The 24,543-nt window shown below is 72.3% G+C and carries 20 protein-coding genes; 7 read left to right on the top strand and 13 right to left on the bottom strand.

Translation table 11 applies throughout. The features are described 5' to 3' along the window. From L615_RS10490 to L615_RS10470, 5 genes are all read right to left on the bottom strand, one after another. The coding region (locus L615_RS10490) for a WXG100 family type VII secretion target (protein WP_145725028.1) at positions 1-246 on the bottom strand (246 nt) is incomplete at its 3' end. Positions 247-417: 171 nt separating this feature from the next. Continuing rightward, positions 418-4,902, bottom strand: a complete 4,485-nt coding sequence (locus L615_RS10485; protein WP_145725027.1) for an FtsK/SpoIIIE domain-containing protein — start codon at positions 4,900-4,902, stop codon at positions 418-420. Positions 4,903-4,981: 79 nt separating this feature from the next. Next, positions 4,982-6,448, bottom strand: coding sequence for an RDD family protein (locus tag L615_RS10480; RefSeq protein WP_145725026.1), 1,467 nt, complete (start codon positions 6,446-6,448; stop codon positions 4,982-4,984). An 85-nt stretch (positions 6,449-6,533) separates the two neighbouring features. Then, positions 6,534-6,914, bottom strand: a complete 381-nt coding sequence (locus tag L615_RS10475; RefSeq protein WP_028655349.1) for a sterol carrier family protein — start codon at positions 6,912-6,914, stop codon at positions 6,534-6,536. Then, the gene (locus L615_RS10470; RefSeq protein WP_028655348.1) at positions 6,914-7,489 is read right to left on the bottom strand and encodes a helix-turn-helix domain-containing protein; all 576 of its coding nucleotides are present in this window, start codon (positions 7,487-7,489) and stop codon (positions 6,914-6,916) included. The genes L615_RS10475 and L615_RS10470 overlap by 1 nt, the downstream gene beginning before the upstream one ends. Positions 7,490-7,571: 82 nt before the next feature. Here L615_RS10470 and L615_RS10465 point away from each other — a divergent pair, with 82 nt between their 5' ends. Both L615_RS10465 and L615_RS23260 read left to right on the top strand, forming a co-directional pair. Then, a complete protein-coding gene (locus tag L615_RS10465) occupies positions 7,572-8,837 on the top strand; it encodes an MFS transporter (RefSeq protein ID WP_028655347.1) in 1,266 nt (421 codons plus the stop codon). Between the two features lie 17 nt (positions 8,838-8,854). Next, positions 8,855-9,895: a hypothetical protein gene (locus tag L615_RS23260; RefSeq protein WP_028655346.1), complete on the top strand. Its 1,041-nt coding sequence runs from the start codon at positions 8,855-8,857 to the stop codon at positions 9,893-9,895. A 48-nt stretch (positions 9,896-9,943) separates the two neighbouring features. Here the strand turns inward: L615_RS23260 and purL are convergent, their stop codons facing one another. Next, on the bottom strand, positions 9,944-12,229 hold the full coding sequence (gene purL, locus L615_RS10455) for a phosphoribosylformylglycinamidine synthase subunit PurL (RefSeq protein WP_145725025.1): 2,286 nt from the start codon (positions 12,227-12,229) through the stop codon (positions 9,944-9,946). A gap of 279 nt (positions 12,230-12,508) precedes the next feature. Between purL and L615_RS10450 the strand changes: the two genes are divergently transcribed. Further along, a complete protein-coding gene (locus L615_RS10450; RefSeq protein ID WP_145725024.1) occupies positions 12,509-13,909 on the top strand; it encodes a glycoside hydrolase domain-containing protein in 1,401 nt (466 codons plus the stop codon). A gap of 30 nt (positions 13,910-13,939) precedes the next feature. On the opposite strand, the gene purQ is transcribed toward L615_RS10450, so the two are convergent. Both purQ and purS read right to left on the bottom strand, forming a co-directional pair. Next, positions 13,940-14,608, bottom strand: a complete 669-nt coding sequence (gene purQ, locus L615_RS10445) for a phosphoribosylformylglycinamidine synthase subunit PurQ (RefSeq protein ID WP_145725023.1) — start codon at positions 14,606-14,608, stop codon at positions 13,940-13,942. Next, positions 14,605-14,856: a phosphoribosylformylglycinamidine synthase subunit PurS gene (purS, locus tag L615_RS10440; RefSeq protein WP_028655343.1), complete on the bottom strand. Its 252-nt coding sequence runs from the start codon at positions 14,854-14,856 to the stop codon at positions 14,605-14,607. Before purS ends, purQ begins: the two co-directional genes overlap by 4 nt. Before the next feature lie 378 nt (positions 14,857-15,234). Between purS and L615_RS10435 the strand changes: the two genes are divergently transcribed. Then, positions 15,235-16,716, top strand: a complete 1,482-nt coding sequence (locus L615_RS10435; protein WP_145725022.1) for an APC family permease — start codon at positions 15,235-15,237, stop codon at positions 16,714-16,716. After that, on the top strand, positions 16,713-17,030 hold the full coding sequence (locus L615_RS10430) for a helix-turn-helix domain-containing protein (protein ID WP_145725021.1): 318 nt from the start codon (positions 16,713-16,715) through the stop codon (positions 17,028-17,030). The genes L615_RS10435 and L615_RS10430 overlap by 4 nt, the downstream gene beginning before the upstream one ends. 3 nt (positions 17,031-17,033) lie before the next feature. Here L615_RS10430 and lepB read toward each other — a convergent pair whose 3' ends face one another. The 5 genes from lepB to L615_RS10405 all read right to left on the bottom strand — a co-directional run bounded on the left by lepB (position 17,034) and on the right by L615_RS10405 (position 23,014). Beyond that, positions 17,034-17,540: a signal peptidase I gene (lepB, locus tag L615_RS23255; RefSeq protein WP_186449822.1), complete on the bottom strand. Its 507-nt coding sequence runs from the start codon at positions 17,538-17,540 to the stop codon at positions 17,034-17,036. 77 nt (positions 17,541-17,617) lie between these two features. Continuing rightward, on the bottom strand, positions 17,618-18,307 hold the full coding sequence (locus L615_RS10420; protein ID WP_145725019.1) for a DUF305 domain-containing protein: 690 nt from the start codon (positions 18,305-18,307) through the stop codon (positions 17,618-17,620). A 177-nt stretch (positions 18,308-18,484) separates the two neighbouring features. Next, positions 18,485-20,560, bottom strand: a complete 2,076-nt coding sequence (locus L615_RS10415) for a hypothetical protein (RefSeq protein WP_145725018.1) — start codon at positions 20,558-20,560, stop codon at positions 18,485-18,487. Continuing rightward, positions 20,560-21,318 carry a hypothetical protein gene (locus L615_RS10410; RefSeq protein WP_028655339.1) on the bottom strand — a complete coding sequence of 253 codons (759 nt, stop codon included), beginning with the start codon at positions 21,316-21,318 and terminating at the stop codon, positions 20,560-20,562. Before L615_RS10410 ends, L615_RS10415 begins: the two co-directional genes overlap by 1 nt. A 136-nt stretch (positions 21,319-21,454) precedes the next feature. Further along, the gene (locus L615_RS10405; RefSeq protein ID WP_145725017.1) at positions 21,455-23,014 is read right to left on the bottom strand and encodes a hypothetical protein; all 1,560 of its coding nucleotides are present in this window, start codon (positions 23,012-23,014) and stop codon (positions 21,455-21,457) included. A 233-nt stretch (positions 23,015-23,247) separates the two neighbouring features. Between L615_RS10405 and L615_RS10400 the strand changes: the two genes are divergently transcribed. Then, positions 23,248-23,754 carry a hypothetical protein gene (locus L615_RS10400; protein WP_145725016.1) on the top strand — a complete coding sequence of 169 codons (507 nt, stop codon included), beginning with the start codon at positions 23,248-23,250 and terminating at the stop codon, positions 23,752-23,754. A 48-nt stretch (positions 23,755-23,802) separates the two neighbouring features. Then, positions 23,803-24,540 carry a YcnI family protein gene (locus L615_RS10395; protein WP_145725015.1) on the top strand — a complete coding sequence of 246 codons (738 nt, stop codon included), beginning with the start codon at positions 23,803-23,805 and terminating at the stop codon, positions 24,538-24,540. The last annotated feature ends 3 nt before the right edge of the window (positions 24,541-24,543 follow it).

Below are 24,543 nucleotides of genomic sequence, written 5' to 3'. Positions count from 1 at the left end.
CTTCATCTGGCGCAGCGAGGTCGCCATCGCCGGGATCGCCTCGAGGGCGGACTCCAGGCCGTCGCTGACCTCCTCGTAGGAGTCGAGGAACGAGACGGAGGCGGCGTTGGTGCTGAAGCTGCTCTCGGTCAGCTCCTGGACSAGGCTGCGCAGCTCGGACAGGAGGCTGTTGATGTCCTCCTTGCCGGTGTCCAGCTTGTCGGCGGCGGCGTCGATGTCGTCGTAAGTGAGCTCCTGGTCAGCCATGAGCACTCCCCTTCTCTCTTGGGTTCCGGTGGCTGTGCGGCCGGGCCGGCATGGGTTGGTCGTGGTTCAGTCCGCTGCCCGGCCCTGGGGCGCGAGACGCCGGGACCCGAGTCGGACAACGGGTGGGTTCCACCGTTTCCGGGTGGTCAAACGTCGGCGGTGCCAGGAAAGTCACCCCACCCACGGCGTCTGGACGAGGACCGCCCGCCCGGCCTGGACGAAGATACCCCGGCCCGCCGGGAAGTCGGCGCGCTTGACCTTGCCGAAGGGCGTCTTGAAGATCGCGTCGCCGTCGTAGGTGTCGGGCTTGAGCGCGATGCCCTGCCGGCTGGACTTCCAGTCGCCCATCACGCCGACGCCGGCGGTCGCGCGGCTGACGTCTGCGTCACCGATCAGCAGGTGGTCGCTGTCGCGGACGGCCTTGAACATCTGGCGCACCGCGCGCTCGGCGGCGCTGTCGCCGAGGTGCGGGACGTCCTCGACCACGATCATGATCCGGCGCTTGTTGTCCTCGTCGGTCAGCAGCGCGGTCAGGTGGGTGGCGAGCTCCTTGGCGTCGTCCTCCTTGCTCGCGCAGCCGGCCCACGGCCGGAACTCGCGCAGCGCGGCCCGGCGTCCGCCGAAGTGGTAGAGCTGCACCTCGGGGTCGAACCGCTCGACCGACATGATGAGCGACTTCATCATGTTGGTCTTGCCGGACGCCGGCGGACCGGTGATGACGAACGACCCGACCGGGTCGAAGCCGCACGGCGCGAGGGTGTCGTCGGCGAGGCCGAGCAGCGGCTGGCCGTCGACGACCGCCGGCAGCGAGGCGATCGGCGCCTTCGTCGGCAGGGCGCCGATCTCCGGGACGTCGTCGACGCCGGCCTCGCGCAGCCGCGCGGCGAGGGCGTCGAGCGCCTGGGCCTGCTCGGCGGTGTTGGTGCTGCCGCCGAGCACGGCCMCCYGCGCCTCGTGCCTGTCGACGATCGCGCGGCCCGGGGGCGCCTGGTCGTCGAGGACGTCCTTCGGGGCGCCGACCATCATGTACTGGTTCGCGTCGGACAGCCGCAGGATCACCCGGCGCTGGATGTTCGCCGCGATCGCGGTGGGGATCGCGTTGGCGCGGTCGGCCGTCATGATCGTGTGGATGCCGAGCTGGCGGCCCTCGGTCATGATCCGGACGAAGGCGCGGTACGCCGCCTGGCGACCCGAGGCGTACTCCCAGTCCTTCTTGAACTCGGCGAAGTTGTCGATCAGCACGATGATGCGCTGCATCGCGGGGTCGCGGAGCTGGCGGTACTGCGACAGGTCGGCCGCGTTGGCGTCGGTGAACGCCGCGGTGCGCTTGTCCATCTCGCGGTCGAGCGTCAGGAGCAGGCGCTGGATGCGCTCGGTGTCGGCGCCGTCGACGATCGAGCCGACGTGCGGCAGCCGGGCGAGCACGGAGAGGCCGCCGGAGGCGAAGTCGAGGCAGTAGACCGCGACCCTGCCCTGCTCGGGCCGCATGCCGGCGGCGGTGGCGATGGTGCGCAGCAGCGTGGTCTTGCCGGAGCCGGAAGTGCCGTAGATGACCATCGAGCCGTCACGGTCGGAGTCGAAGGTGACCTCCTCCTGGCTCTGGTTCTCCGGGACGTCGACCATCGCGAACGGGATCCGGCTGTCGCCGTCGTTGTCGAGGTCGGCGAGGTCGACGATGGCGGGCAGCTCGTCGAGCCACGGCCGGCGCGGCAGCGGGATGCGTGCGGCCTCGGAGGCGCGGGTGAGGTTCTCGACGATCCGCTTCTGGTCGTTGAGGCCGAGGTCCTCGTCGTGGAAGTCGGACTCGTCGCCGGCGGCCTCCCACACCGGCGCGGAGCCGAAGCGCAGCTCGGAGACCAGGATCTCGGCGTGCTCCTCCTCCTCGCCGGTCCAGCCTCCGGCGTACGCCGACTGGAAGGGAACGAGGCGGCCGTGGCCGGTCTTGGCGATGGCGCGACCGGGGATCGAGGCCGGGAAGCTCGCGGCCACGGGGTCGTCGACGACGTCGACCGAGTCGTTCTCGTCGGCCATGCGCAGCGCGACGCGCAGGTTGGTGTTGGCGCGCAGGTTGTCCTTGATGACGCCGGCCGGGCGCTGCGTCGCCATGATCAGGTGGATGCCGAGCGAGCGGCCGCGCTGGGCGATGTCGACGACGCCGTCGACGAACTCGGGGACCTCGCCGGCGAGTGCCGCGAACTCGTCGATGACGAGGACGAGCGCCGGCGGGGTCTCGGGGTCCTGGCGCTTCTCGAGCTCGAGGAGGTCCTTGACCTTCTTGCGGTTGAAGAGGTGCTCGCGGCGGTGCAGCTCCGCGCGCAGGCTGGTCAGCGCCCGCCGCACGAGGTGGGGGCTCAGGTCGGTCACGAGGCCGACGCAGTGCGGGAGCTCGACGCAGTCGGCGAAGGCCGACCCGCCCTTGTAGTCGACGAAGAGGAAGGTGACCCGGTCCGGGCTGTGCGCGGACGCCATGCCGAGCACCCAGGCCTGCAGGAACTCCGACTTCCCGGCACCCGTCGTACCGCCGACGAGCGCGTGCGGGCCCTGCGAGCGCAGGTCGAGCGTCATCGCGTCGCTCGCGCCCTGGCCGACGATCGCGCGCAACCCGCCTGCCTTCTTCAGCCGTGGCCGCGGTGCGTTGGAGCGGTCGACGATGGTGTTGTTCTGCCGCCAGCGCTCGACGACCGCCTCGGGGTCCTCGGCCACCTCGTGCCCGACGAGGTTGAGGAAGGACACCGAGGTCGGGATGTCGGAGGAGTCGTGGACGACCACGCTCGCGTCGACCACCGGGGCGAGGTGGCGGGCGAACATCTGCATGTAGTCGTTGGACACGCCCTCGAGGGCGACGCCCTCGTAGACCTCGCCGTTGCGGACCAGGCCGACCGTGGCACCGGTCAGGCCGGTGCCGACGTCGACGTAGCTGCGGCAGGAGGCCGGCAGGCCCTCGACGGTGCGGGCGACGAAGACCGCGTGGACGCCGGCGTCGGGTCCCTTCTCGAGCACGGACACCAGGCGCGCACGGTCGACCGGCGCGTCGTCGGTGACGAAGACGATGACCGACACCGGCGGCGCCTCCTCGGTGGCCGCACGCTTCACGTCGGTGCCGAAGAGCATCGGGTTCCACGTGTCCGGGTACGGCCCGCGGGGCTCGCCCTGCCGGGCGTGCTGGGCGACGTGGCCCTCGAGGGCCCCGAGCAGCGCGGCCGCGGCCGGCGCGGAGTCGGCGAGCGCCATGTCGCGGAACGGGCTGGTCTCGCTCGTCGTGTGCGGCAGCCACTTGAGCCACTCCAGCTGCGGCATCCAGTCCGAGCCGGTGAACGCGACGGTCACGACGTCGTTGGGTGCGTGCAGGCCGAAGACCTGGACGGCGAGGCCGCGCATCGCGTCCGCGGCGGCGTCGCGCTGCCCGGCGACGCCGATGGAGCCGGCGCTGCTGAAGGTCTCGAAGATCGGCACGTCGTCGACGTACCTCACGCGGTCGCGCAGCCGGTCCAGCCGCTCGACGTACTCCGGCAGGCCGTCGGGCGACTCGGAGCCGTCCTCGATGGTGTTGCGGGACTCCGCCTGCGAGGTGCCCAGGCGCAGCGCGAGGAAGTTCCAGTGCTCCGGGCGCCGGGTCCACAGCATCGGGCCGAGGCGCATCGCCTCCTCGAAGACCTCCACCACCGGCGGGGCCTCCGCGTTGCGGGCGATCTCCTCCTCGGGCTTGGCGTAGAAGAAGGTCTCCTCGAGCTTCTCGAACTGCCGCTCGAAGAGCAGGAACTGGTGCTGCTCCTGCCCGCCGGTCTGGTTCTTCTGGTTGATGAAGTTGCCCATCGCCATCAGCGGGGTCATGCCCATCATCAGCAGCGAGCGCGGGTTGCCGTTGAGCAGGTACATCGCAGCCGCCATCAGGATCGGCGCGATCAGCATGACCCAGGGGAAGAGCTTCTTGGCGCGCTCCTTGGGCAGCACCGGCGCCTTGAACACCGTGCCGGGGTAGCGCGGCTCGACCCGCGGACTGCGGTTGAACAGCAGCCCGCCGCCCTTCTCGAGCACGGGCTCGGGCACGGCCTCGGCGAAGTTCGGCGCGAGGGTCATCACCAGCGTGGTCGCGCCGATGACGAACGGCTTGCCGGGGACGACGCGCCAGCGCTGGACGTAGGCGCCGTCGACGATGATGCCGTTGGCGGAGTTGAGGTCGACCAGCTCGACGCTGCTGCCGACCTCGATGCGCGCGTGCCGCTGGGAGATCATCCAGTCCGGCATCACGATGTCGCTGTTGACGCCGCGCCCGATCGAGGCGTGCCCGACGTGGAGCGGGAACTCCTGGCCGCGCAGCGGGCCGTCCGTCGCGTGCAGGGTGCCGACGACCTCGCCGGCGCGGTGCCGGCCGGTGGAGCCGCCCGGGCCGAGGTTGACCACCTGGGCCCGGAAGCCGGAGCCGATCGCCGCCTCGGCGATCGGCAGGTTGGCCTCGACGGGCACGAGGCGCTCGACGTTGGGGGCGGCGACGGCGAGGGTCAGCACGTCGTCGGGACCGGACTCGACGCGCTGCGCCGGGTCGACCTCGGCGATGTGGCGCGCGACGTCCTGGGCCGTCGCCGTGGAGTCCACGGTGACCACGACGTCGACCGGCGGCTCGGTCCCGGGTCGCAGGAGGGTCAGCTTGACCTTCACGCGTCACGTCCCTTCGTCTGCACCAGCCCTGCCGGCCCTGTCAGCCCTGCCAGCCCTGCCGTCCTGCGCACCACCCGGCTCACCCGAGCCTCACCTGCGCCGCGCGCTGCCCGACGTGGACGACGTCGCCGGGCCGGGCCACCACCGCCTGGCCGGGCACCAGCGGGGTGCGCACGCCCTCGCGGGTGATCGTGGTGCCGTTGCTCGAGCCGCGGTCGATCATCTCGACGCCGCTGGCGGTGGGACGGACGAACAGGTGCGTCTTGGACACGGAGTACTCCTCGTCGGCGATCGCGACCGGCCGCAGGTGCGGGTCGGAGGCCTCCGGGTTGCGGCCGAGCAGCAGCGGGGCGTCGACGAGGACCTCCTGGCCGGTGTCGAAGCCGAGCACGAAGCGCGCGGCCCGCGACGGTGCCGACGTCGACGTCGAGGCCGACGTCGAGGCCGGGGTCGCCGAGGCCGAGGTGGGGGCCGGGACGTCGGGGGACACGGGGGCCGGGCCGGGTGCCTGGCTCGAGGTCGCCGGGACCAGGGTGGGGCCCTCGAGGGGTGTCTCCGGGCGGCCGGTGCGCGGGGCCGGCTGGGGCGCCGGGGCCGGGGCCGGGGCCGGGGCCGGCGTGGGGTCAGGGGCCGGAGCGGACGGCTGGGCGGGCTGGGCGGGCTGGGCGGGTTGGGCGGCCTGCTGCTGGGCGGGCTGCTCCGGCGGCGAGGCGGGCGCGCCGGTGCCGGGGGTGGCCAGCCGGCCACCCGGCTGCGCGGGTCCGCCGGGACCGGCGGGCAGCGCCTGGTCGGGCTCGCGGGGGCCGAGGTCGGCACCGCCGAGCACACCAGCACTGAGCCGCTCGCTCGGGCGGAAGTCCATCATCGGGTCGCCCGCGGCGGAGGTGAGCGGGCGCAGCGCGGGCCGCTCCTTGCGCGGCTTGACCTCCTGCATCTTGCGCGCGATGCGCATCCGCTTGTCGTCGTACGGGTGCAGGCCGGCGCGGACGTCGACCAGCCAGGTGCGCCCGATCCGGTCGTGCCAGCCGCGGCCGCGGCCCTCCTTGTCGAGGAGGGGCGAGACGAGGAAGGCGAGGGTGACGAGCGGGACGACCAGGAGTCCCCAGACGACCAGGGCGCGCAGGACGACCCGCCAGAAGCCCGGACGCTCGAGGGTCGCGACGTTGATCGAGCGGATGCCGAGCAGGCCCTTGCCGAGGGTGAGGCCCTTGCGGCCGTGCAGGGCGAGCTGGGCGATGGTGTAGGCCGTCGTCAGGCCGATGCTGATGCCGCCGAGGAGCAGGGCCCAGAAGAGGTCGGGGTGGTTGGTGAACCCGAACCAGGTGATCCGGTCGCGCAGCAGCTTGATGAGCAGCGGGGCGGTGAAGATCCAGAACGGCAGCTGGAGCAGGAGGTGGACCGCGGTGTCGATCGCCGCCGCGGCGGCCCGACGGCCGCGCGGCGCGGGCAGCAGGCCGAGGGCCTCGGCGTACGCCGGGTCGGGGCTGCCGTCCGGCAGCATCCCCGCGGCAGGGGTCTGGCCGGTGTCGACCTCCCAGATGTTCACAGTTCCCCTCTTCCCCGAGATCGTCGTGAGAACCCTCGCCGTGCCCGCGGGCAGCCGCGATGATGTCCGGCCCGCTCCGCGACTGTCAACGCGGCGTGGTCCCGGGCGCACCCAGCGGGAGGTACGGCGTCAGGTCGGTCCGCTCCCCGCTCGCGTGCACGCGTCCCTGGTCGACGGCCTCGGCCCAGGTGAGCTCGCCGGTCGCCAGCGCGACCCAGGTGTTGGCGTCGGTCTCGATGACGGCCGGCGGCGTCCCCCGGGTGTGGCGGACGCCCTCGACCACCTGGACCGCGGCGAAGGGCGGCACCCGCACCTCGACCGAGCGGCCGGGCGCGCGTTGCTCGAGCAGGGCGAGGAAGTGCTTCACGAGGAGCTTGAGGTCGGCCCGCTCGGCGGCTCCGGTGGCGACGCGCTCGAGCGCGCCGGAGACGGCCGCCGGGTCGGCGGGCTTGAGGCGGGGCGGCATCAGTCGGCCTCCGGCAGGTCCGGGTAGGGCTGGACGAGCAGGAACACCGAGTAGGTCTCGCGGTCGTCGTCGGCGGGCGCCTCCCGCCCGGCGGCGCGGTAGCGGTCGAGCACCTCCTCGACCTCGCGCGCCAGCTCGGTGGCCTCCTCGGGGCTCAGCCGCACCGACCACTCCGAGATGCTGCGCCCTGCGCTTCCCGGCCCCCCGTCGTCGGTGGTGAACGCCCGCTCGACGAGGTGCTTGCCCCACTCGACGGCGTTGCGCCGGAAGACGGTGTAGGCCGCACGCCCACCGGGCTGGGCGAGCATGTCGGCGGTCCGGAACCGGATGCCGTCCGGGTCGACCAGGCGCCAGACGCGGTCTCGGCGGTCCCGGCCGGCGTCGGGGTCCTCCTCGACGAGGCCGTACTTGGCCAGCTGGCGCAGGTGGAAGCTCGCCTGGTTGGCGGGGATGTCGATGCGCCGCGCGATGTCGGCCGCGCGCGCCGACCCCACGGCGGAGAGCTCGTGCAGCACCCGGTTGCGCGTCGGGTGGGCGATCGCGCGGAGGATCCGCGGGTCGTCGTACAGCACCATGCCGGCAGCCTACCGAGGATTCGCACCACAAGTTGCGCAACACCTATTGCGCAATCTGTGTTGCGCAACTTATCGTGCGGATATGTCGTCGTACCGCTCCCTCGCCCGCAACCGCGACTTCACCGCGCTCTGGGTCGGCGCCACCGTCGCCGAGCTCGGCAGCCGCGTGAGCCTGTTCGCGATGCCGCTCGTCGCCTACGCGATGAGCGGGTCCGCGCTGTGGGCGGCCGCCGCCGAGGCGCTCTTCCTGCTCGGCATGGTCGGCGTGCTCCTGCCGGCGGGCGTGCTCGCCGACCGGTGCCACCGGCTGCGGCTGATGCGCTTCTCCCTCGGCGTCGGCGCCCTGCTCTACGCCTCGCTGGTCGCCGCCGGGGTGGCCGGCGCGCTGACCCTGCCCCACCTGCTCGGCGTCGCGCTGGTCAGCGGCGTGGTGACCGGGCTGTTCTCCCCCGCCGAGTACTCCGCCATCCGCACGGTGGTCTCGCAGGAGGAGCTCCCGACGGCGCTCAGCCAGCAGCAGGCGCGCCAGCACGTCGCGGCGCTGGTGGGCGGCCCGGTCGGCGGCGCGCTGTTCGGCCTGGCCCGGTGGGCGCCCTTCGCCGCGGACGCGGTGACCTACGCCCTGGGCTGGCTCCTGCTGGGCCGCGTGCACACCGACCTGTCCGCCCCTCCGCGGGGCGAGCGCGCCCGCCCGTTGCGAGAGGTCGCCGAGGGGCTGCGCTTCCTGTGGGGCCGGCCGTTCCTGCGGGTCCTCCTGGTCTGGTCCCCCGCGGCCAACCTCGCGATCAACGCCCTCTTCTTCACCGCGCTGCTGCGACTCGTCGACGCCGGCTTCCCGGCGTGGCAGATCGGCCTGGTCGAGGCCTCGATCGGCGCGTGCGGCATCGCCGGGGCGATCGTCGCGCCGTGGCTGATCGACCGCTTCGCGACCGGCCGGCTGACCGTCCTGGTCGCGTGGAGCTTCGTCCCGCTGTCCGTGCCGCTCGCGCTGTGGAACCACCCGGTCGCGATGGCCCTCGCGGCTTCGGTCGGGTTGTTCCTCAACCCGGCCGGCAACGCGGGCGTCGGCTCCTACCGGATGGCGATCACCCCGCCCGAGCTGGTCGGCCGGGTCCAGTCGACGATGCAGTTCACCTCGATGCTGACCATGCCGCTGGCACCGGCGCTCGCCGGGGTGCTGCTCGCCGGCCTCGACGGCCGGGACGCCGTGCTCGCGCTGACCGCGCTGACCGCGCTCGTCGCACTGGTCCCGACACTCTCCCGCTCGGTGCGCTCGGTGCCCCGCCCGGCCCAGTGGCCACGGCTCGCCGAGCAGGTCCCGGATCCCGCGCCGGTGGCGGTGGGCTGACTGCCACAATGACGCCCATGCGTCTCCCTCGCCCCGTCACGGCCGTCCTCGGCCTGCTCGTCCTCGCCCCTGCCCTCGCCGCCTGCGGAGGCGGGGCGGACGTCAGCGTCGGCGACATCGTGGACGCGCGGCGCGACGACCAGTTCGTGGGCAAGGGCAAGGCGTCGATGCTGGCGCTGCCGATCGGCCGGCTCGAGATCAGCTCGGCCGACCCGGTGACGAAGCTGACCGCCGACGACACCGCGCAGCTGGAGGAGATCACCGCCCCCGAGGGCAGTGCGTTCGTCCCGATCACCTGGCAGTACGACGCCGGGACGTTCGGCGACTACGACGACTACGTCGAGTCCGACGCGACGCCGGTGGTGGACCTGGTGGCCGACAAGGCGTCGTACCGCATCCCGGCGCCGCAGCCGAGCGGCATCGGCGCGGACTCCTTCTACGTCCTGGTCTCCGGCGACGGCAAGGACGCGAGCCTGCAGGTCGAGTTCGACGGCGTCACCCAGACCGTCGCCCTCGCGACCGGCAAGCGCGAGGAGGGACGCGCCGCGGCGCTCTACGACCTGAAGCCGCGTCGCGAGCGCACGGCGGCCTGCACGACCGACTCGAAGTTCGACGTCGACGTGCGCGACCGGCTCTCCGACTACGCCTGCAACGTCACCCGCACCGCGCGGGTGCCGTACGCCGGCGGCGAGTGGGCGCCCGAGGGCAAGGACTGGCTCGTGGTGACCGTCCGGACGACCCTGCGCCGCTACGACAAGGTCGCGGAGGACCTGCGCTCCGGCGCGGTCTACGTCGCGACGGCGGTGACGTCGAGCTTCCGGATGGGCGGGACCAAGCCGGTCCAGGTCATCGAGGACCGCACCCGGACGGCGTGCCCCGACAAGACCCGCGGCGGCTGCGTCGTCGTCTACCACCTGGTCTTCGAGGCCGGGAAGAAGAAGCCGTCGACGCTGCGGATGGACCAGACCTACGAGCTCAGCCTGAGCGGCGTGTGGGGCGGCTCGGAGGGCCGGGACACCGTGAAGCTGACCAACCGGGCGCGGATCAAGCTGCGCTGACCGCCGGAGCGGCACTGCCGGGGCGGCCGCACGGCCGCCCGGCAGGCATCACTCGCCGAGCGCGGCCGGCAGGGTCGAGGTCCAGGCGGTGCGCAGCTCCTCGAGCGGCACCTCGAACTGGCCCTCGACGACGAGCGCGTCACCGCCGGTGGTGCCGATGACGGTGGCCGGCACCGCGTGCCGGGCCGCCACGCTCATCAGGTCGTCCAGCTTGTCGGCCGGGACGGTCACGATCGCCCGCGCCGTCGACTCGGCGAACAGGCAGACGAACGGGTCCTGGGTGAGGTCCTTCAACCCGACGATGGCGCCGATGCCGCTGACCATGGCCGCCTCGGCCAGGGCCTGGGCCAGCCCGCCGTCGGAGAGGTCGTGCGCGCTGGTGATCGTGCCGACCAGGTCCTGAAGGGCCCTGGCGAGGTTGTGCTCGTTGGCGAGGTTGACCGCCGGCGGGCGGCCACCGAGGTGGCCGTGCACGACGTGCGCCCACTCCGAGCCGGACAGCTCCTCGTGGGTCGACCCGAGCTGCACGACGACGTCGCCGGACGCCTGGAAGACCGAGGGGGTACGACGGCGCACGTCCTCGATCACGCCGAGCACGGCGACGACCGGGGTCGGCAGGATCGCGGTCTCGCCGGTCTGGTTGTAGAGGCTCACGTTGCCGCCGGTGACCGGGACGCCGAGCTCGGCGCAGGCGTCCTTGAGGCCGCGGCAGGCCTCGGCGAACTGCCACATCACGCCCGGGTCCTCCGGCGAGCCGAAGTTGAGGCAGTCGCTGACCGCGAGCGGGGTCGCTCCCCCGGTCGCCACGTTGCGGTAGGCCTCAGCGAGCGCGAGCTGCGCGCCGGCGTACGGGTCGAGCTTGGCGAAGCGGCCGTTGCAGTCGGTCGCGATGGAGACGCCGAGGTTGGTCTCCTCGTCGACGCGGACCATCCCGGAGTCGGCCGGCTGCGCGAGGACGGTGTTGCCCTGCACGTAGCGGTCGTACTGGTCGGTGATCCACGACTTGTCGCAGAGGTTGGGGCTGGCCACCAGCTGCAGCAGCGTGGCGCGCAGCTCCTCGCCGGTGCCCGGGCGGGGCAGCGCCTCGGCCGCGTCGGCCTGCAGCGCGTCCTGCCACTCGGGACGGGCGTAGGGGCGCTCGTAGACCGGGCCGTCGTGGGCGACGGTGCGCGGCGGGACGTCGACGACGGTCTCGCCGTGCCAGGTGATCTCGAGGCGGCCGGTGTCGGTGACCTCGCCGATGACGACGGCTTCGACGTCCCACTTCGCGCAGATCGCCATGAACGCGTCGACGTCGCCGGGCTCGACGACGGCCATCATCCGCTCCTGCGACTCGCTCATGAGGATCTCCTCGGGCGAGAGCGTGGAGTCGCGCAGCGGGACGCGGTCGAGCTCGCAGCGCATGCCGCCGTCACCGGCGGAGGCGAGCTCGGAGGTGGCGCAGGACAGGCCGGCACCGCCGAGGTCCTGGATGCCGGCCACGACGCCGGCCTGGAAGAGCTCGAGCGTGCACTCGATGAGCAGCTTCTCCATGAACGGGTCGCCGACCTGGACGCTGGGCCGCTTGGCCGGGCCGTCGGCGTCGAAGGTCTCGCTCGCGAGGACCGAGACGCCGCCGATGCCGTCGCCGCCGGTGCGCGCGCCGTAGAGGATGACCTGGTTGCCCACGCCCGAGGCCTTCGCGAGGTGCAGGTCCTCGTGCTTGAGCACGCCGATGCAGCCGGCGTTGACGAGCGGGTTGCCGAGGTAGGTGGCGTCGAAGACCGCCTCGCCACCGATGTTCGGCAGGCCGAGGCAGTTGCCGTAGCCGCCGACGCCGGCCACGATCCCGGGCAGCACGCGGTGGGTGTCGTCCTCCTCGAGCGGGCCGAAGCGCAGCGGGTCGACGACGGCGACCGGGCGGGCGCCCATCGCGAGGATGTCGCGGACGATGCCACCCACGCCGGTCGCGGCGCCCTGGTAGGGCTCGACGTACGACGGGTGGTTGTGCGACTCGACCTTGAAGGTGACCGCGTAGCCCTGGCCGATGTCGATGACGCCGGCGTTCTCGCCGATGCCCGCGAGCATCGGGCCGACGGGGGTCTCCTGCGGCAGCTCGCCGAACTGCTTGAGGTGCACCTTGGAGGACTTGTAGGAGCAGTGCTCGCTCCACATGACCGAGTACATCGCGAGCTCGGAGGCCGTGGGCCGGCGGCCGAGGATCTCGCGGATCCGGTCGTACTCGTCGCCCTTCAGGCCGAGCTCGGCCCAGGGCTGCTCACGGTCCGGGTCACCGGCCGCCACGGCCACGGTGTCGAGCGTCGGACGGGCGGGTGCGGAAGCGGTGTCGGCCACGGGAGTCGATCCTATCGCCGGTCGTCGCGGACCGGCCCACGCGCTCTCCCATGAGATCGCTCACCGGCCCGGCGGGCACGGCCGGCACCGGTCAGGCCGGCGTCGCCCTGGCCGATGGGCACTGGTGGCGCGGTGCGCCGCGACGACCGCAGGATCTCCGGCCAGCCGATAACTACAGCGTTGTAGTTCGTGCCGAAGCCTGTTACTGGTGTGATTCCTGTGGTTATCGTGACGTGGCTCCGCTCATCCTGATCCGCCCTTCCCCTGGAGTTGACCGCCATGTCTGCCCGGCCTGCCCACCTGTCCACCCTGCTCGCCGCAGGCCTCACCGCGGTGCTGGCGGTGACGATGGTCGCGCCGGCGCGCGACGCCGGTGACCGCGAGCCGGACCGCACCTCCGTGGAGCTGGTGGCCAGGGAGTCGACCAACAAGCCGACTCCCGGGGCCTTCACCGGCTACGGCTTCGACCAGTGCCTCGCGCCGACCCAGAAGACGATGGACACCTGGATGGAGCACTCGCCCTTCAAGGCGGTCGGGATCTACATCTCCGGGAACTCCCGCCACTGCCGCGACCAGCCCAACCTCACCCCCGCGTGGGTGAGCCGCCAGCTGGCCCGCGGCTGGCACCTGCTGCCGATCACGCTCGGCCCGCAGGCGAGCTGCGCGACGCGCTACCCGAAGTACGGCAAGAACATCGACCCGACCATCAACCCGGACTCGAGCAACAACTACCGCAAGGCGCGGGTGCAGGGGAAGAAGGAGGCGGAGAAGGCCGTCTCCGTCGCCGGCTCGCTGGGCATCGTCCCGAAGAGCACGCTCTTCTACGACCTCGAGGCCTTCGACATCGGCCAGGCAGCCTGCCGGATGTCCGCCATCCAGTTCGTCCACGCCTGGTCCAAGCGCCTCAAGGAGCTCGGCTACAAGTCCGGCTTCTACTCCAGCGCCGCGTCAGGCATCAAGATGCTCGACGACATCCGCCGCACCCACCCCGGCAAGTTCGTCCTGCCGAACACGCTGTGGATCGCACGGTGGGACGGCAAGGCCAACACCACGGTGAGCACCAGCTACCTCGGCCCGAAGGCCTGGCTGCCGGGCCGCCGCGTGAAGCAGTACCAGGGTGGCCACGACGAGAAGTGGGGCGGCGTGACCATCAACATCGACCGGAACTTCCTCGACCTCGGCGGCATGGTCGCCGCCAGCGAGACGCACTGCGGCGGCATCGCGGTGGACCTCGCGTCCTACCCGACGCTGCGGGTGCCGACCGCGACCGCCACCCCGCCAGCGAAGGCGGTCAAGGCGCTGCAGTGCCTGCTGACGGAGAAGAAGCTCTACACCGGCAAGATCCACGGCCGGTACGACGCCCCGACGCGCCGGGCCGCGCAGGCGTGGCAGGTGAAGAAGGGCTTCCCGGCCCGCAACATGTGGGGCCGTCGCGACTGGATGACGCTGTCCTCGGCGGGGTCGGTCCCGGTCCTCAAGTACGGCTCGACGGGTGCCGCCGTGCGGCGCGCGCAGCGGGCCATGAACGCGGCGATGCCGGCGCGCAAGATCAAGGTCAACGGCGTGTTCGACGCGACGATGGCCACGCACGTGGGCGCCTACCGGCGCAAGATCGGCATGACGTCGTACAACATCGTGAGCACGGCGACGTGGAAGAAGCTCCAGGCGGGCAAGCACTGACCCGCCCGGGCCCGCCGGGGGCGGCGCCGGTCAGGCGAAGGCCTTCTCCACCAGCGAGGTGAAGAAGCCGAGGCCGTCGGTGCCGCTCCCGGTGAGCTCCTCCACGGAGTGCTCCGGGTGCGGCATGAGGCCGACGACGTTGCCGCGCTCGTTGGTCACGCCGGCGATGTCGTTGAGCGAGCCGTTCGGGTTCATCCCGAGGTAGCGGGCCACGACCTGGCCCTCGCCCTCGATCCGCTCCAGCGTCGCGGCGTCGGCGACGAAGCCGCCCTCGCCGTTCTTCAGCACGATCCGGATCTCCTGGCCCTCGGTGTAGGCGGAGGTCCACGGGGTCCGGTTGTTCTCGATGCGCAGCAGCTGGTCGCGGCAGACGAACTTGCGGTGGTCGTTGCGGATCAGCGCGCCGGGCAGCAGGTGCGACTCGCAGAGGATCTGGAAGCCGTTGCAGATGCCGAGCACCGGCATGCCGGCCTTCGCGGCCTCGACGACCTTCTCCATCACCGGCGCGAAGCGGGAGATGGCGCCGCAGCGCAGGTAGTCGCCGTACGAGAAGCCACCGGGCAGGACGACCGCGTCGACGCCCTTGAGGTCGGCGTCGCCGTGCCACAGGGCGACGGCCTCGTGACCGCCGATGCGGACCGCGCGCTGCGCGTCGACGTCGTCGAGCGAGCCGGGGAAGGTGACGACGCCGACCTTCACTGCTGGTCCTCGACGGTGACGGAGTAGTTCTCGATGACCGGGTTCGACAGCAGGGTCTCGGCCATCTTCTCGACCTGGGCGAGCACCTCGTCGGTGACCTCGCCCTCGATCTCGAGCTCGAACCTCTTGCCCTGGCGGACGTCGGTGACGCCGGTGAAGCCCAGCCGGGGCAGTGCGCCCTGGACGGCCTTCCCCTGGGGGTCGAGGATCTCGGGCTTCGGCATGACAGCTACGACGACTCGGGCCACGGCCCGCAGTCTAGAGCGCTCCACGGCCGGCTCCCGATTCGGCGGGGCTTTCGGGACGGGCCGGGGCCGCACGGCGGCTGGCGTCGTCGCTGTCACACGGTGATCGCCGACCTGGCCGCGCACCCGCCGCTGTAACACGTTGATCGCGGCTCCAGCAGCCCCTCCACCACTGTGGCCGCCCCACCCAGCAGGGGTTCGGCGCGGTCACGGTGCTGCCAGAGCAGCGATCAACGTGTTACAGCCGGCGCGGGCACCCAGCGCCGCGAACCACCTGGTCACGGCACGGGCCGGGGCCGCACCGGGGCTGTGCCGACCGTCACGTGTCCACCGGGCCCCGGGGAAACCGCCAGGTAACAAACCGTCCCTAACCTCGCGGGAGTGAGTGGACCGACGCGCCGACTGCCCGCCCTGGCCCGGGCCCTCGACGCGCCGCCGGAGGTGCCCGGGGTGCGCTCCGCGTCCGACCTCGACGGCCTGGCGCGGCGCAGCGTCGGGCAGCTGGACCTGCTCGGCACCTCGGTGGCGGTCGTCGCACCGACGGCCAGCGCGCTGATCAGCCCGTTCCTGATGCTGCGCGTCGTGGGGCCCGGGGCGTGGCTGAGCGCCGTCATCGGCTTCACGATGGCGTTCCTGCTGGTGTCGACCTTCTCGCAGTTCAGCCAGCGGGTGGCCGCGTCGGGATCGATGTACACCTGGGTCACCCGCTCCGTCGGCACGCGCGCAGGCATCCTCGTCGCCGCGGCACTGCTGCTCGGCTACGGCACGCTCGTCACCTTCGGGATCAGCCAGACCGTGCGCCACACCGCCGAGGCGAGCGCCAGCGCCGGTGCGGGTACGCCGAGCGTGCCGGCCCAGGCGCTGCTCGCGGTCGTCGTGACGGCGGTGTGCGTGGCCGCCTCCGTGCGCGGGATCGGGGTCGCGACCCGGATCGCGCTCGCCGCGGAGGTGCTGCTGGTGCTCGCCCTGCTCGTCCTGGTGGCGGTGGCGATGAGCCGCAACGGGCTCTCCCTCGGCACCCTGCTCTCCCTCGACGGTGCCGATCCCCTCCGGGTGCTGCTCGGCGCGTCCTTCATCATGTCGATCACCGTCGGTCTCGAGGTCGCGGCGAGCCTGGCGGCCGAGGCCCGGCGCCCCTTCCTCGGCGTCCCGCGGGCCATGGGCGGGACGGTCGCGATCTCGGCCGGACTCTTCGCGCTCGCCTACGTCGCGATGCACGGCATCGTGGTGACCGAGGGCCCGCTCACCGGCCCGGTGCGGCGCTGGTTCCCCAGCGCCGTCGACGTCGGCGCCGCCGAGGCGGTGCTGGGGTCGCTGCTGGCGCTGAGCTACTTCGCCCTCGCCCTGTGCGCGCTCAACGCGCTGGCCCGCATCGTCCTCTCCCTCGCCCGGGAGGGCCTGCTCCCCACGGCGCTCGGCCGCACCCACCGGACCTGGCGCTCGCCGTACGCCGCACTGCTCGCGATCGCGCCGTTCGCCCTGCTGCCGCCGGTGTGCTCGGCGCTCGCCGGGGAGCGCATCGGCGTGTTCACCGGTCGGTTGCTCGGGTCCGCGGTGCTCGTCCTGGCCGTCGCGTACGTCGTCGTGGCGCTCGCCGTGCCGGTCTTCCTCGCCCGGCTGGACGAGCTGACCTGGCGGCCGGTCGCGGTGGCGGTCGCTGCCGCCCTGCTCACGGCCACGGTCGCCTCCGTGCGGGTGGTCGACGACCTCCGCCAGGGGACCTGGCTGGCCTCGGCGGTGACCGTGGCGGCGCTGGCCGGCGCCGTGCTCTGGCACCGCTGGTTGCAGTCGCACCGGCGACCGGCGCTGGCCCGGATGGGCATCCACGACGAGACCATCGCGTCGGACCTGCTGGGCCAGTGAGCGACACGACCCGGACCCGCGCCGCCTCGGCGCCGGCGACCCAGTTCCGCGGCCGCGAGGGCGGCGCGCTCGACAGCGCGTTCCTGATCCTCGAGGAGGTCGCCCGCGGCGGCGCCGGCATCTCCGCCCGGGAGATCGCCGAGAACCTCGGACTCCCCCGCGCCACCGCCTACCGGCTCCTCAAGCACCTCGTGCAGCAGGAGTACCTCGTGCGCAGCCCCGACCTGGCCGGCTTCGCCCTGGGGCAGCGGGTCCGCAACCTCGCGGTCGCCGTGGTCGACGACCCAGCCGAGGCCGACCCGTTCGGGGCCTGAGCCTCACCAGGCGCCGATCACCTGCGCCCGGACGGCGGCCACCGGGACGAAGCCGGCGCCCGGCGAGCGGACCTGCATCGCGCGGGAGTCGAACGAGCGGCGCCGGTTGTCGCCGAGGAGCCAGAGGTGGCCCGGCGGCACGACGACCTCGTAGGTGGGGTTGGTGAAGCTGTCCGGCGGCGCGGCGAGGTAGTCCTCGTCGAGCACCTCGCCGTTGACGACGAGCAGGCCGCCCGGAGCGCAGCACACGACGCGGTCGCCGCCGGTGCCGACGACCCGCTTGACCATGAGGCCGGCGGCGATGTCGAAGTCGGAGGCCGCGGCGGCGTCGCGCCACGAACGGGGGACCTCGAAGACGACGACGTCACCCCGCTCGACCTCGCCGGCGCGGACGCTGGTCGTCAGCAACGTGCTCCCGACGTCGTACGACGGCGCCATGGATGCCGACACCACGGACGCGGTCCCCAGCACCCCGGTCAGGAACACCCCTGCGACGAGGAGTGCGGTCACGCCGGCGGGGGGGCCCCCCACCAGCCCCCGCCGGGAGGGGCGGGAGCGGCGGGCACGGCAGTCGCGACCGGCGGGGCTCAGCGCGCGGTGGCGTCCGCGGGGCACGCCGCGACCTTCCCGTCGGCGCAGAGCTCGGTCACGAGGTTCTCCATGTACTGGATCTCGGTGACCTGCTCGCCGATGATGTGCTGGGCCGTCTTGCGGGTGTAGTCGTTGGACTGCACGGCGAGGTAGTCGCGGGACATGGACACCGCGCCCTCGTGGTGCTCGATCATCGCGACGAGGAAGGCGACCTGGCTCTCCGCGAGCGGGAGGGTCCGGACCTGCTTCACCCGCTGCGCAGGGAGCATGCCGGGCATCGAGTGGTGGTCGCCGGCGTGCTCGGCCGGGTCCGCCTCCCACGCCGTCAGCCACGCCGACATCTCGCCGATCTCGTTGCCCTGGTCGGCGACGATGAAGCGGGCGGTCGCGGTGAGGCGGTCGTCGAGGCCCTCGTGGGAGAGCAGGTTCCTGCCGAGCCGGATGGCCTGCTCGTGGTGGCTGATCATGTCGGCGGCGAAGGTGACGTCCTCGACCGAGGGTTCCTCGGCCTTCTCCATCTTCGGGAACACCTTCACCGTCCCCCAGGGGCGCTCCACCGTGTCGACGGCCGTCACCTGCATGCCGCCGATCTCCACCTTGTCCGGCTCGGACTCCCCGCACGCGGCGAGGGCCAGCGCGGAGAGGAGCAGGGCGGGGAGGAAAGACGAGGTGCGCGGACGAGCCATGAGGCTCTCCCTTCCGTACGGGGACGTGCCGGGGATCAGGCTGGTGGATCGGGCTGGTGGATCGGGCTGGTGGGTCGGGCTGGTGGGTCGAGGCAGGTCCTCGGCGGCCGGCTGCTGCCGGCCGCGGTGCCAGGAGGGGGCGCCGCTCCGCGACGCCCCCTCCCGTGATCGTTCAGGTCAGCGGACCACCTTGACCTTCACCGTCTTCGAGGACTTCTTGACGGTGTCGGTGCCGGCGTAGCTGGCGACCACGTTGTAGGTCGCGAGCTTCTTCGGGGCGGTGAACTTCACCGTGCCCTTGCCGCTCACCAGGGTGACCGACTTGGACTTGCCGTTGAACTTCACGGTGACCTTGCCGGTGACCGGCTTGGCCGACTTGACGGTGACGGTGACCGGGAAGGCCTTGCCCGTCTTCACCTTCGCGGCGACCTTGACGGCCGTGGTCGAGGAGACCGCGACGACGGGCTCGTCGGTCGGCTCGTCGGTGGGCTCGTCGGTCGGCTCGTCGGTCGGCTCGTCGGTCGGGTCCTCCGTCGCCGGCGGGGTGCCGAAGGTGACGGCGGCGGTCTCGACGGTGCCGGACGGGAAGCCCGTCGCGGACGCGGTGACCTTGGCGATGATGACCGAGTTGTTGTCGGCCTCGGTCAGCGTGTAGTCCTGACCGGTCGCCACGGCCTCACCGTTGCGGAACCAGGTGTAGGCGTAGGTCAGCGACTGGGCAGCGCTGCGCCAGGTGCCGTTCGAGACGGTCAGGGTCTTGCCGACGGCCGGGACGACCGCCGCGGTCGGGTCGTTCTTGTCCGTGATCTTCGGCGCCGCGGTGTTCTCCGGGGTGCACGGCTTGGTCACCGCGTTGACCGACGAGAACGGGCCGTTGATGCACTTGCGGGCATCCTTGATGGTCGGCTTCTGGGCGAAGAAGTCGCGGGGGACCAGCTGGAACTTCTGCCAGTGGATCGGCATCGGCGACTGGTCCTCGTCCTTGTCGGTGTGGTGGAAGCCGACGTTGATCCAGGCGACCGGGTCGGTCAGCTGGTGGTTGTCGTTCGCCACGTAGTCGAGGACGTTCTGGCCCGGGCAGCCGGCGTTGAGGTTGTTCGACGCGTACTCCTCGCACGCCCGGTAGTTGGTGAAGGACACCAGCGGGGTGGTGTACGGGATCGTCTTGTTCGCGTAGTTCTGGTTGACGATCTCGTACGACCGCGCGTGGCCGTCGAAGTTCTTGCTCGCCGGGTTCATGACCCGCCACCACGACAGCTCGTCGTGGTCGACACCGGCCACCGAGCTGAAGGCCGCGTCCATCACGGTCTTCTGGCGCTCGATGATCGGGGCCCGGGTGCCAGCGCCGGGGCTGGAGAAGTCGTACTGCTCGACGACCTGGCGCTCGGCCTTGTCGATGCCGAAGTCGACCTTGAAGATCGCGTTGTGCCAGTGCGACGCGGCGTAGGACTGGATCGTCTGGGTGCTGCCGCCGGACGTGACCTGCGACGGGCCGGACAGCGGCCAGCCGGTCTTCTCGTTGTTGTGGAAGAACGAGTTCGGGTTGGTGGAGGCCCACGCCGGCGCGATGTCACCGGTGGCGCCGAGCCCGACCTCGATCTGGCCGTGGTCGTCGAAGACCACGCGCTGCTGGTACTCGTACCAGGAGATCTTCGAGATCGAGGAGACCGCGAGGCCCGTGCCGTGGTCGACGTAGAGCGTGCCGCCGCCGATCTGGGTCTCCTGGGCGTGGGTCATGATGCCCGTCGAGTCCTCCTGGACGCAGATGCCCGGGATGGTGCGCTCGACGAGGCGACCGCTGTAGGTGAAGGACTGCTCGACGGGCAGCGCCTCGCCCTTGCAGACCTCCGGGCCCTGCTCCTGCAGGTACTGCTTGCCGAAGCCGTACGACGTGATGTCGTCGTACTGCACGTGGCCGGTGTCGTACGGCACGTTCAGCTGGGCGATGTTCAGCTGGTCGATGATCCGCTTGAAGCCGGAGTACTCGTAGTCGCCGGTGGCGGGCTTGAACTCGATCTGCTCGAGGATGAGGCCCTTGACCGGGTGGATGCGGGCGCACATGCGCCACTCGGCGCCGTTCTCCAGCTTCTTCTCGATCAGGCTTGCGTCACACGCGAGCGGGCTGTCAGCCGCCTGCGCGGGGCTGGCGGTGGCGACCTGGGCGACCACACCACCGGTCAGCAGCGCGGGGGCGGCGAGGGCGGCGGTGAGCCGCGCCAGGGACTTCTTGCGCATCCCGACTCCCTTCTTCATCACTGGGTCTTCACGATCGACTTGGTGGACAGGTTCACGACGAAGTCCCACGTGTTCAGGTAGGTACCGGCAGCCGTGGACACCATCAGCTGGGCGCAGCGGTCCTCGCCGCACTCCTGACCCTTCGAGGTGGTCTTGTTGAACACCCACGACCCGGCGACGTACTCGACCTGGTCAGGGGCGATGAGCGGGACGCCCATGTTGTCCTCGAACTCGGACTTGAACAGGAGGTCCTTGGTGGAGTCGATCGCGATCTGCATCGCGACGTCCGCCTCGTCGGCCGACGTGGGCGGCTGCGCCTTGACCGACTTGGTCGACTTCACGACCTTGCCGGCCTCGAGGTCGACGAGCATGTCGAACGACGTGTCGGTCGTGTAGTCGTACAGCGCGACGACCACCTTGCGACCGGAGGTCTCGGCACCCACCTCGGGGAGGTCGGCGTAGAGGAACTCGGGGCCGGACTCGCCGCGGACGTCGGTGGCGCCGGCGGGGATGCTGGCGTCCTTCGACGCGATCGAGATGGCGTAGCCGGTCTCCTCGGCCGACAGCGGGGCCCGGTCGGCGCCGAGCGCGGGCTTCTTGGTGGGCAGGTCGCCGTTGCCGACGACCTCGAAGTCGCTGCTCATGCCGGGCTCGGTGCCGGCGACGTCGTCCTGGCTGACGACGTACGCCGTCGTGGCACAGGACAGGCCGAGAGCGACCGCGGCAACGGCGGCGAGCTTGCGTGACCTCCAGGGCACGCTCAGTGTCGCGTTCACATGATCTCCTTGTTCTGCCGTGAGGTGGGTGGGCGGTGGCGGGACGACGCCACCGCCCTCCCGGCCCGAGCCGGGGCGCGACGGCCGTAGGGGGTCGGTCGTCGCGGATCGTGGGCGGCGATCGGGTCGCCGGCGGTCAGCGCACCTTGGTGGTGACCTTCTTGGTGGCGGCGGCGCTCGAGCTGTCGCCGAGGTAGGCGACGGTCACCTTGGCCGTGCCCCTGGGCAGCCCCTTGACCGTGAGCGTGCGGGCCCCCGCCACCAGGGTCGTGTTCTTCACGACCGTCTTCTTGCCGACCTTGACGGTGACCTTGACCTTGCCGCTGCGCTTGCCGGCACCGGCGGTCTTGACCGCGACCTTGACCTGCTTCGCGCCGCCGGTGGCCTTCACCGTGAGGGTGGTGGGCGCCTTGGCGACCTTCACCGCCGACGAGGCCTTGCTCGTGGTGCCGGCCGCGTTGGTGGCCGTGACGACGACCGCGATCGACGCACCGGCGTGCGCGGGGGCGAGCTTCAGCTTCGGGCCGGTCGCGCCGGCGATCGGCTTGCCGCCCTTCGTCCACTGGTAGCCGTAGGTGCCCTGGCTGCCACCCCAGGCGCCGGTCGAGGCGGAGAGCGTGCCGCCGACGCGGGCGGTGCCCGACACCTTCGGTGCGGTCACGCTGGTCGGCGGGGTCACGACGACGGGGGCCGCGGTGATCGGCCCGTGCGCCGCCGAGGCCTGGGTGGCCGCCGCGAGGCCGGCCTTCGAGGCCGTCGTCCTGACGGTCAGCGACTGGCCCACGTCGGCGGACGTCGTCGTGTAGGCCGGGCCGGTCGCGCCGGTGATCGGCTGCCCGCCGCGCAGCCACTGGTAGCTGACGGTGACGTCGCTCGGGGTCCAGGCGCCGGTGGTCGCGGTGAGCACCGAGCCCTCGACCTTCGGACCGCTGATCGTGGGGGCGGCCGTCCCGACGACGGCGGTGACGGGCGGCTGGCCGCCGGGGACGGTGGCGGTCGGCAGGCTCGTCGCCGACTCCGTGCCGCCCTGCACCTCGGCGATGACCCGCACCGAGATGGTCTGGCCGGCGTCGGCGGCGGTGACCTTGTAGGTCTCGGCCGTGGCGCCGCTGATCGGCTGGTTGCCGCGGAGCCACTGGTAGGAGAAGTTGACGTTGACCGTCGGGAACCACTGCCCGCGGCTGGCGGTGAGGGTCGAGCCCACGGTCGCCGTACCGGTGATCGTCGGCGGGACCAGGTTCTCGCTGACGTCGGTCAGGTAGGCGTCGGCCTGGAAGGACTGGCCCTCGCTGAGCTGGATGGGGGTGGCGGACGCCTGGTCGGGCTGGTTCTGCCACCACTCGGTGACGGCCTGGTTCTGGTTCTCGTACCAGAGCACGTAGGCGCCGGGCTCGAGCCCCTCGAAGGCGAAGGCGCCCTCGGAGCTGTCGGTGACGGTGGCGTGGACGAACTCGCCGTCTGCCTTGTAGAGCGAGACGTCGATACCGGGCGCGATGATCCGGCCCGTCTCCAGCACGATCCCGTGGATGCGGCCGGTGCCGTGGCCGTCGTGGTCCGCCTGCGCTGCCGGGAGGCAGGTGAAGGCGGTGCCGGCGATCGTGGCGGCGGCGAGCGACGACATCCCGAGGCGGGCGGCGGCGCGGCGCCGACGGGACGCGGCGGGGGCGGACGGACGGACGGCGGAGTTGTGCGACATGCGGATGACCTCTCGTGTTGCCAGGGCCATCAACTTCTCGGTCGCGCGTTTCGCCGGTGCCGTCGTTCCGGGACGTGCGTGTTTCTGGTGACGCCTCGACAGTAAAGGTCCGACGACCTTGATTGAGACACCGACTGGGACTCCACGCGGGGACCAGGACGGTCGCGCAACGGCGTGTAAACATCCTGTAAGCGGCCCGGGGGACGCGGCTTTTCGGTGCGAGCATCGGCGCCGTGATCGCACCGACCTCGTCCCTCGCCCGCGGGGCCCGCGCCCTTGCCGTGGGCTGCTGGGCGACGCTCGGCGCGGTCGCTGCGCACGGTACGGCCGGTGGGCAAGCGCCCCTCCTCGCCGTGCTCCCCGTCGGCGTGGCGACCGTCCTGGTCGCCGGGGTCCTCGCCGGTCGTCGGCTCACCGCGACGGTCGTCGTGCTGCTGCTCGCTGCTCCGCAGCTCGCCGTCCACCTGCTCGCCGGCTACCTCCACGGCCACGACGCGCACCTGCCGCCGGCACCGATGCTCGCCGCGCACCTCGCCGGCCTGGCGCTGGTCGCCGCCGGCCTCGCGCACGGTGAGCGGTTGTGGTGGGAGTGGTGGGCGGTCGTCAGCCTGGCCGTCCGCGTGCTCCGGTCCGCCGCCCTGCCCGCCACCGCTCCCCTGCCCGTCGCCGCCCCGGCACGGTGCACCGCAGCCCCGCTGCTCGACCACGTCGTCGTACGGCGCGGTCCCCCGGCTCCCTGAGGACCCGCAGCACCGCCGTACCCGCCCGTCCTTCCTCAGGAGACCCCCATGTCCGACGTCTCGACCTCCCCTGCCCTGTCCGTCCGCTCGCGCCTGGCCCGTGCCGCCGTCGTCCCCGCCGCGGCCGCCGCCGTGCTGCTCTGCGCCCCCTCCGCCGGGGCCCACGTGACCGTGAACCCGTCCACCACCAGCGCGGGCGCCTACTCGGTGCTCACGTTCTCGGTCGGCCACGGGTGCGGCGAGGCCCCGACCACGTCGATGACCTTCCAGGTGCCCGACGGCGTCATCTCCGTGACCCCGACGGTCAAGGCCGGCTGGAGCGTGGAGAAGGTGATGGAGGAGCTGGACGAGCCGGTCGACGACGGCCACGGCGGCCACTACACCGAGCGTGTCGCCGCCGTCGTCTTCGCCGCCGAGGAGCCGCTCGCCGACGGCTACCGCGAGACGTTCGAGCTCCAGCTCGCCCTTCCCGACGCGGTCGGCGAGCAGCTCGTGCTCCCGGTGGTGCAGGAGTGCACCAGGGGCGAGAACGCGTGGGTCCAGGTCGCCGCCGAGGGCGCCGACGAGCCGGAGTACCCCGCGCCTGCGTTCACCCTGACCGACGCGACCGGCGAGGGCCACCACGGCGGCGCGGAGGCCGAGGACGCGCTCGGCGAGGCCGATGAGCACGCCGTCGCGACGGCCGAAGCGTCGGCCTCGGGCGACGGCCTGGCGTGGACCGGTCTCGGCCTCGGCGCCGCAGGTCTGCTCGCCGGCTGTGCCGCCCTCGCCCGCTCCCGCCGCTGAGCC

The organism is Nocardioides sp. J9 (assembly GCF_007829375.1).
Taxonomy (GTDB): Bacteria; Actinomycetota; Actinomycetes; order Propionibacteriales; family Nocardioidaceae; genus Nocardioides.
This window is presented reverse-complemented; position numbering and strand designations above follow the sequence as displayed.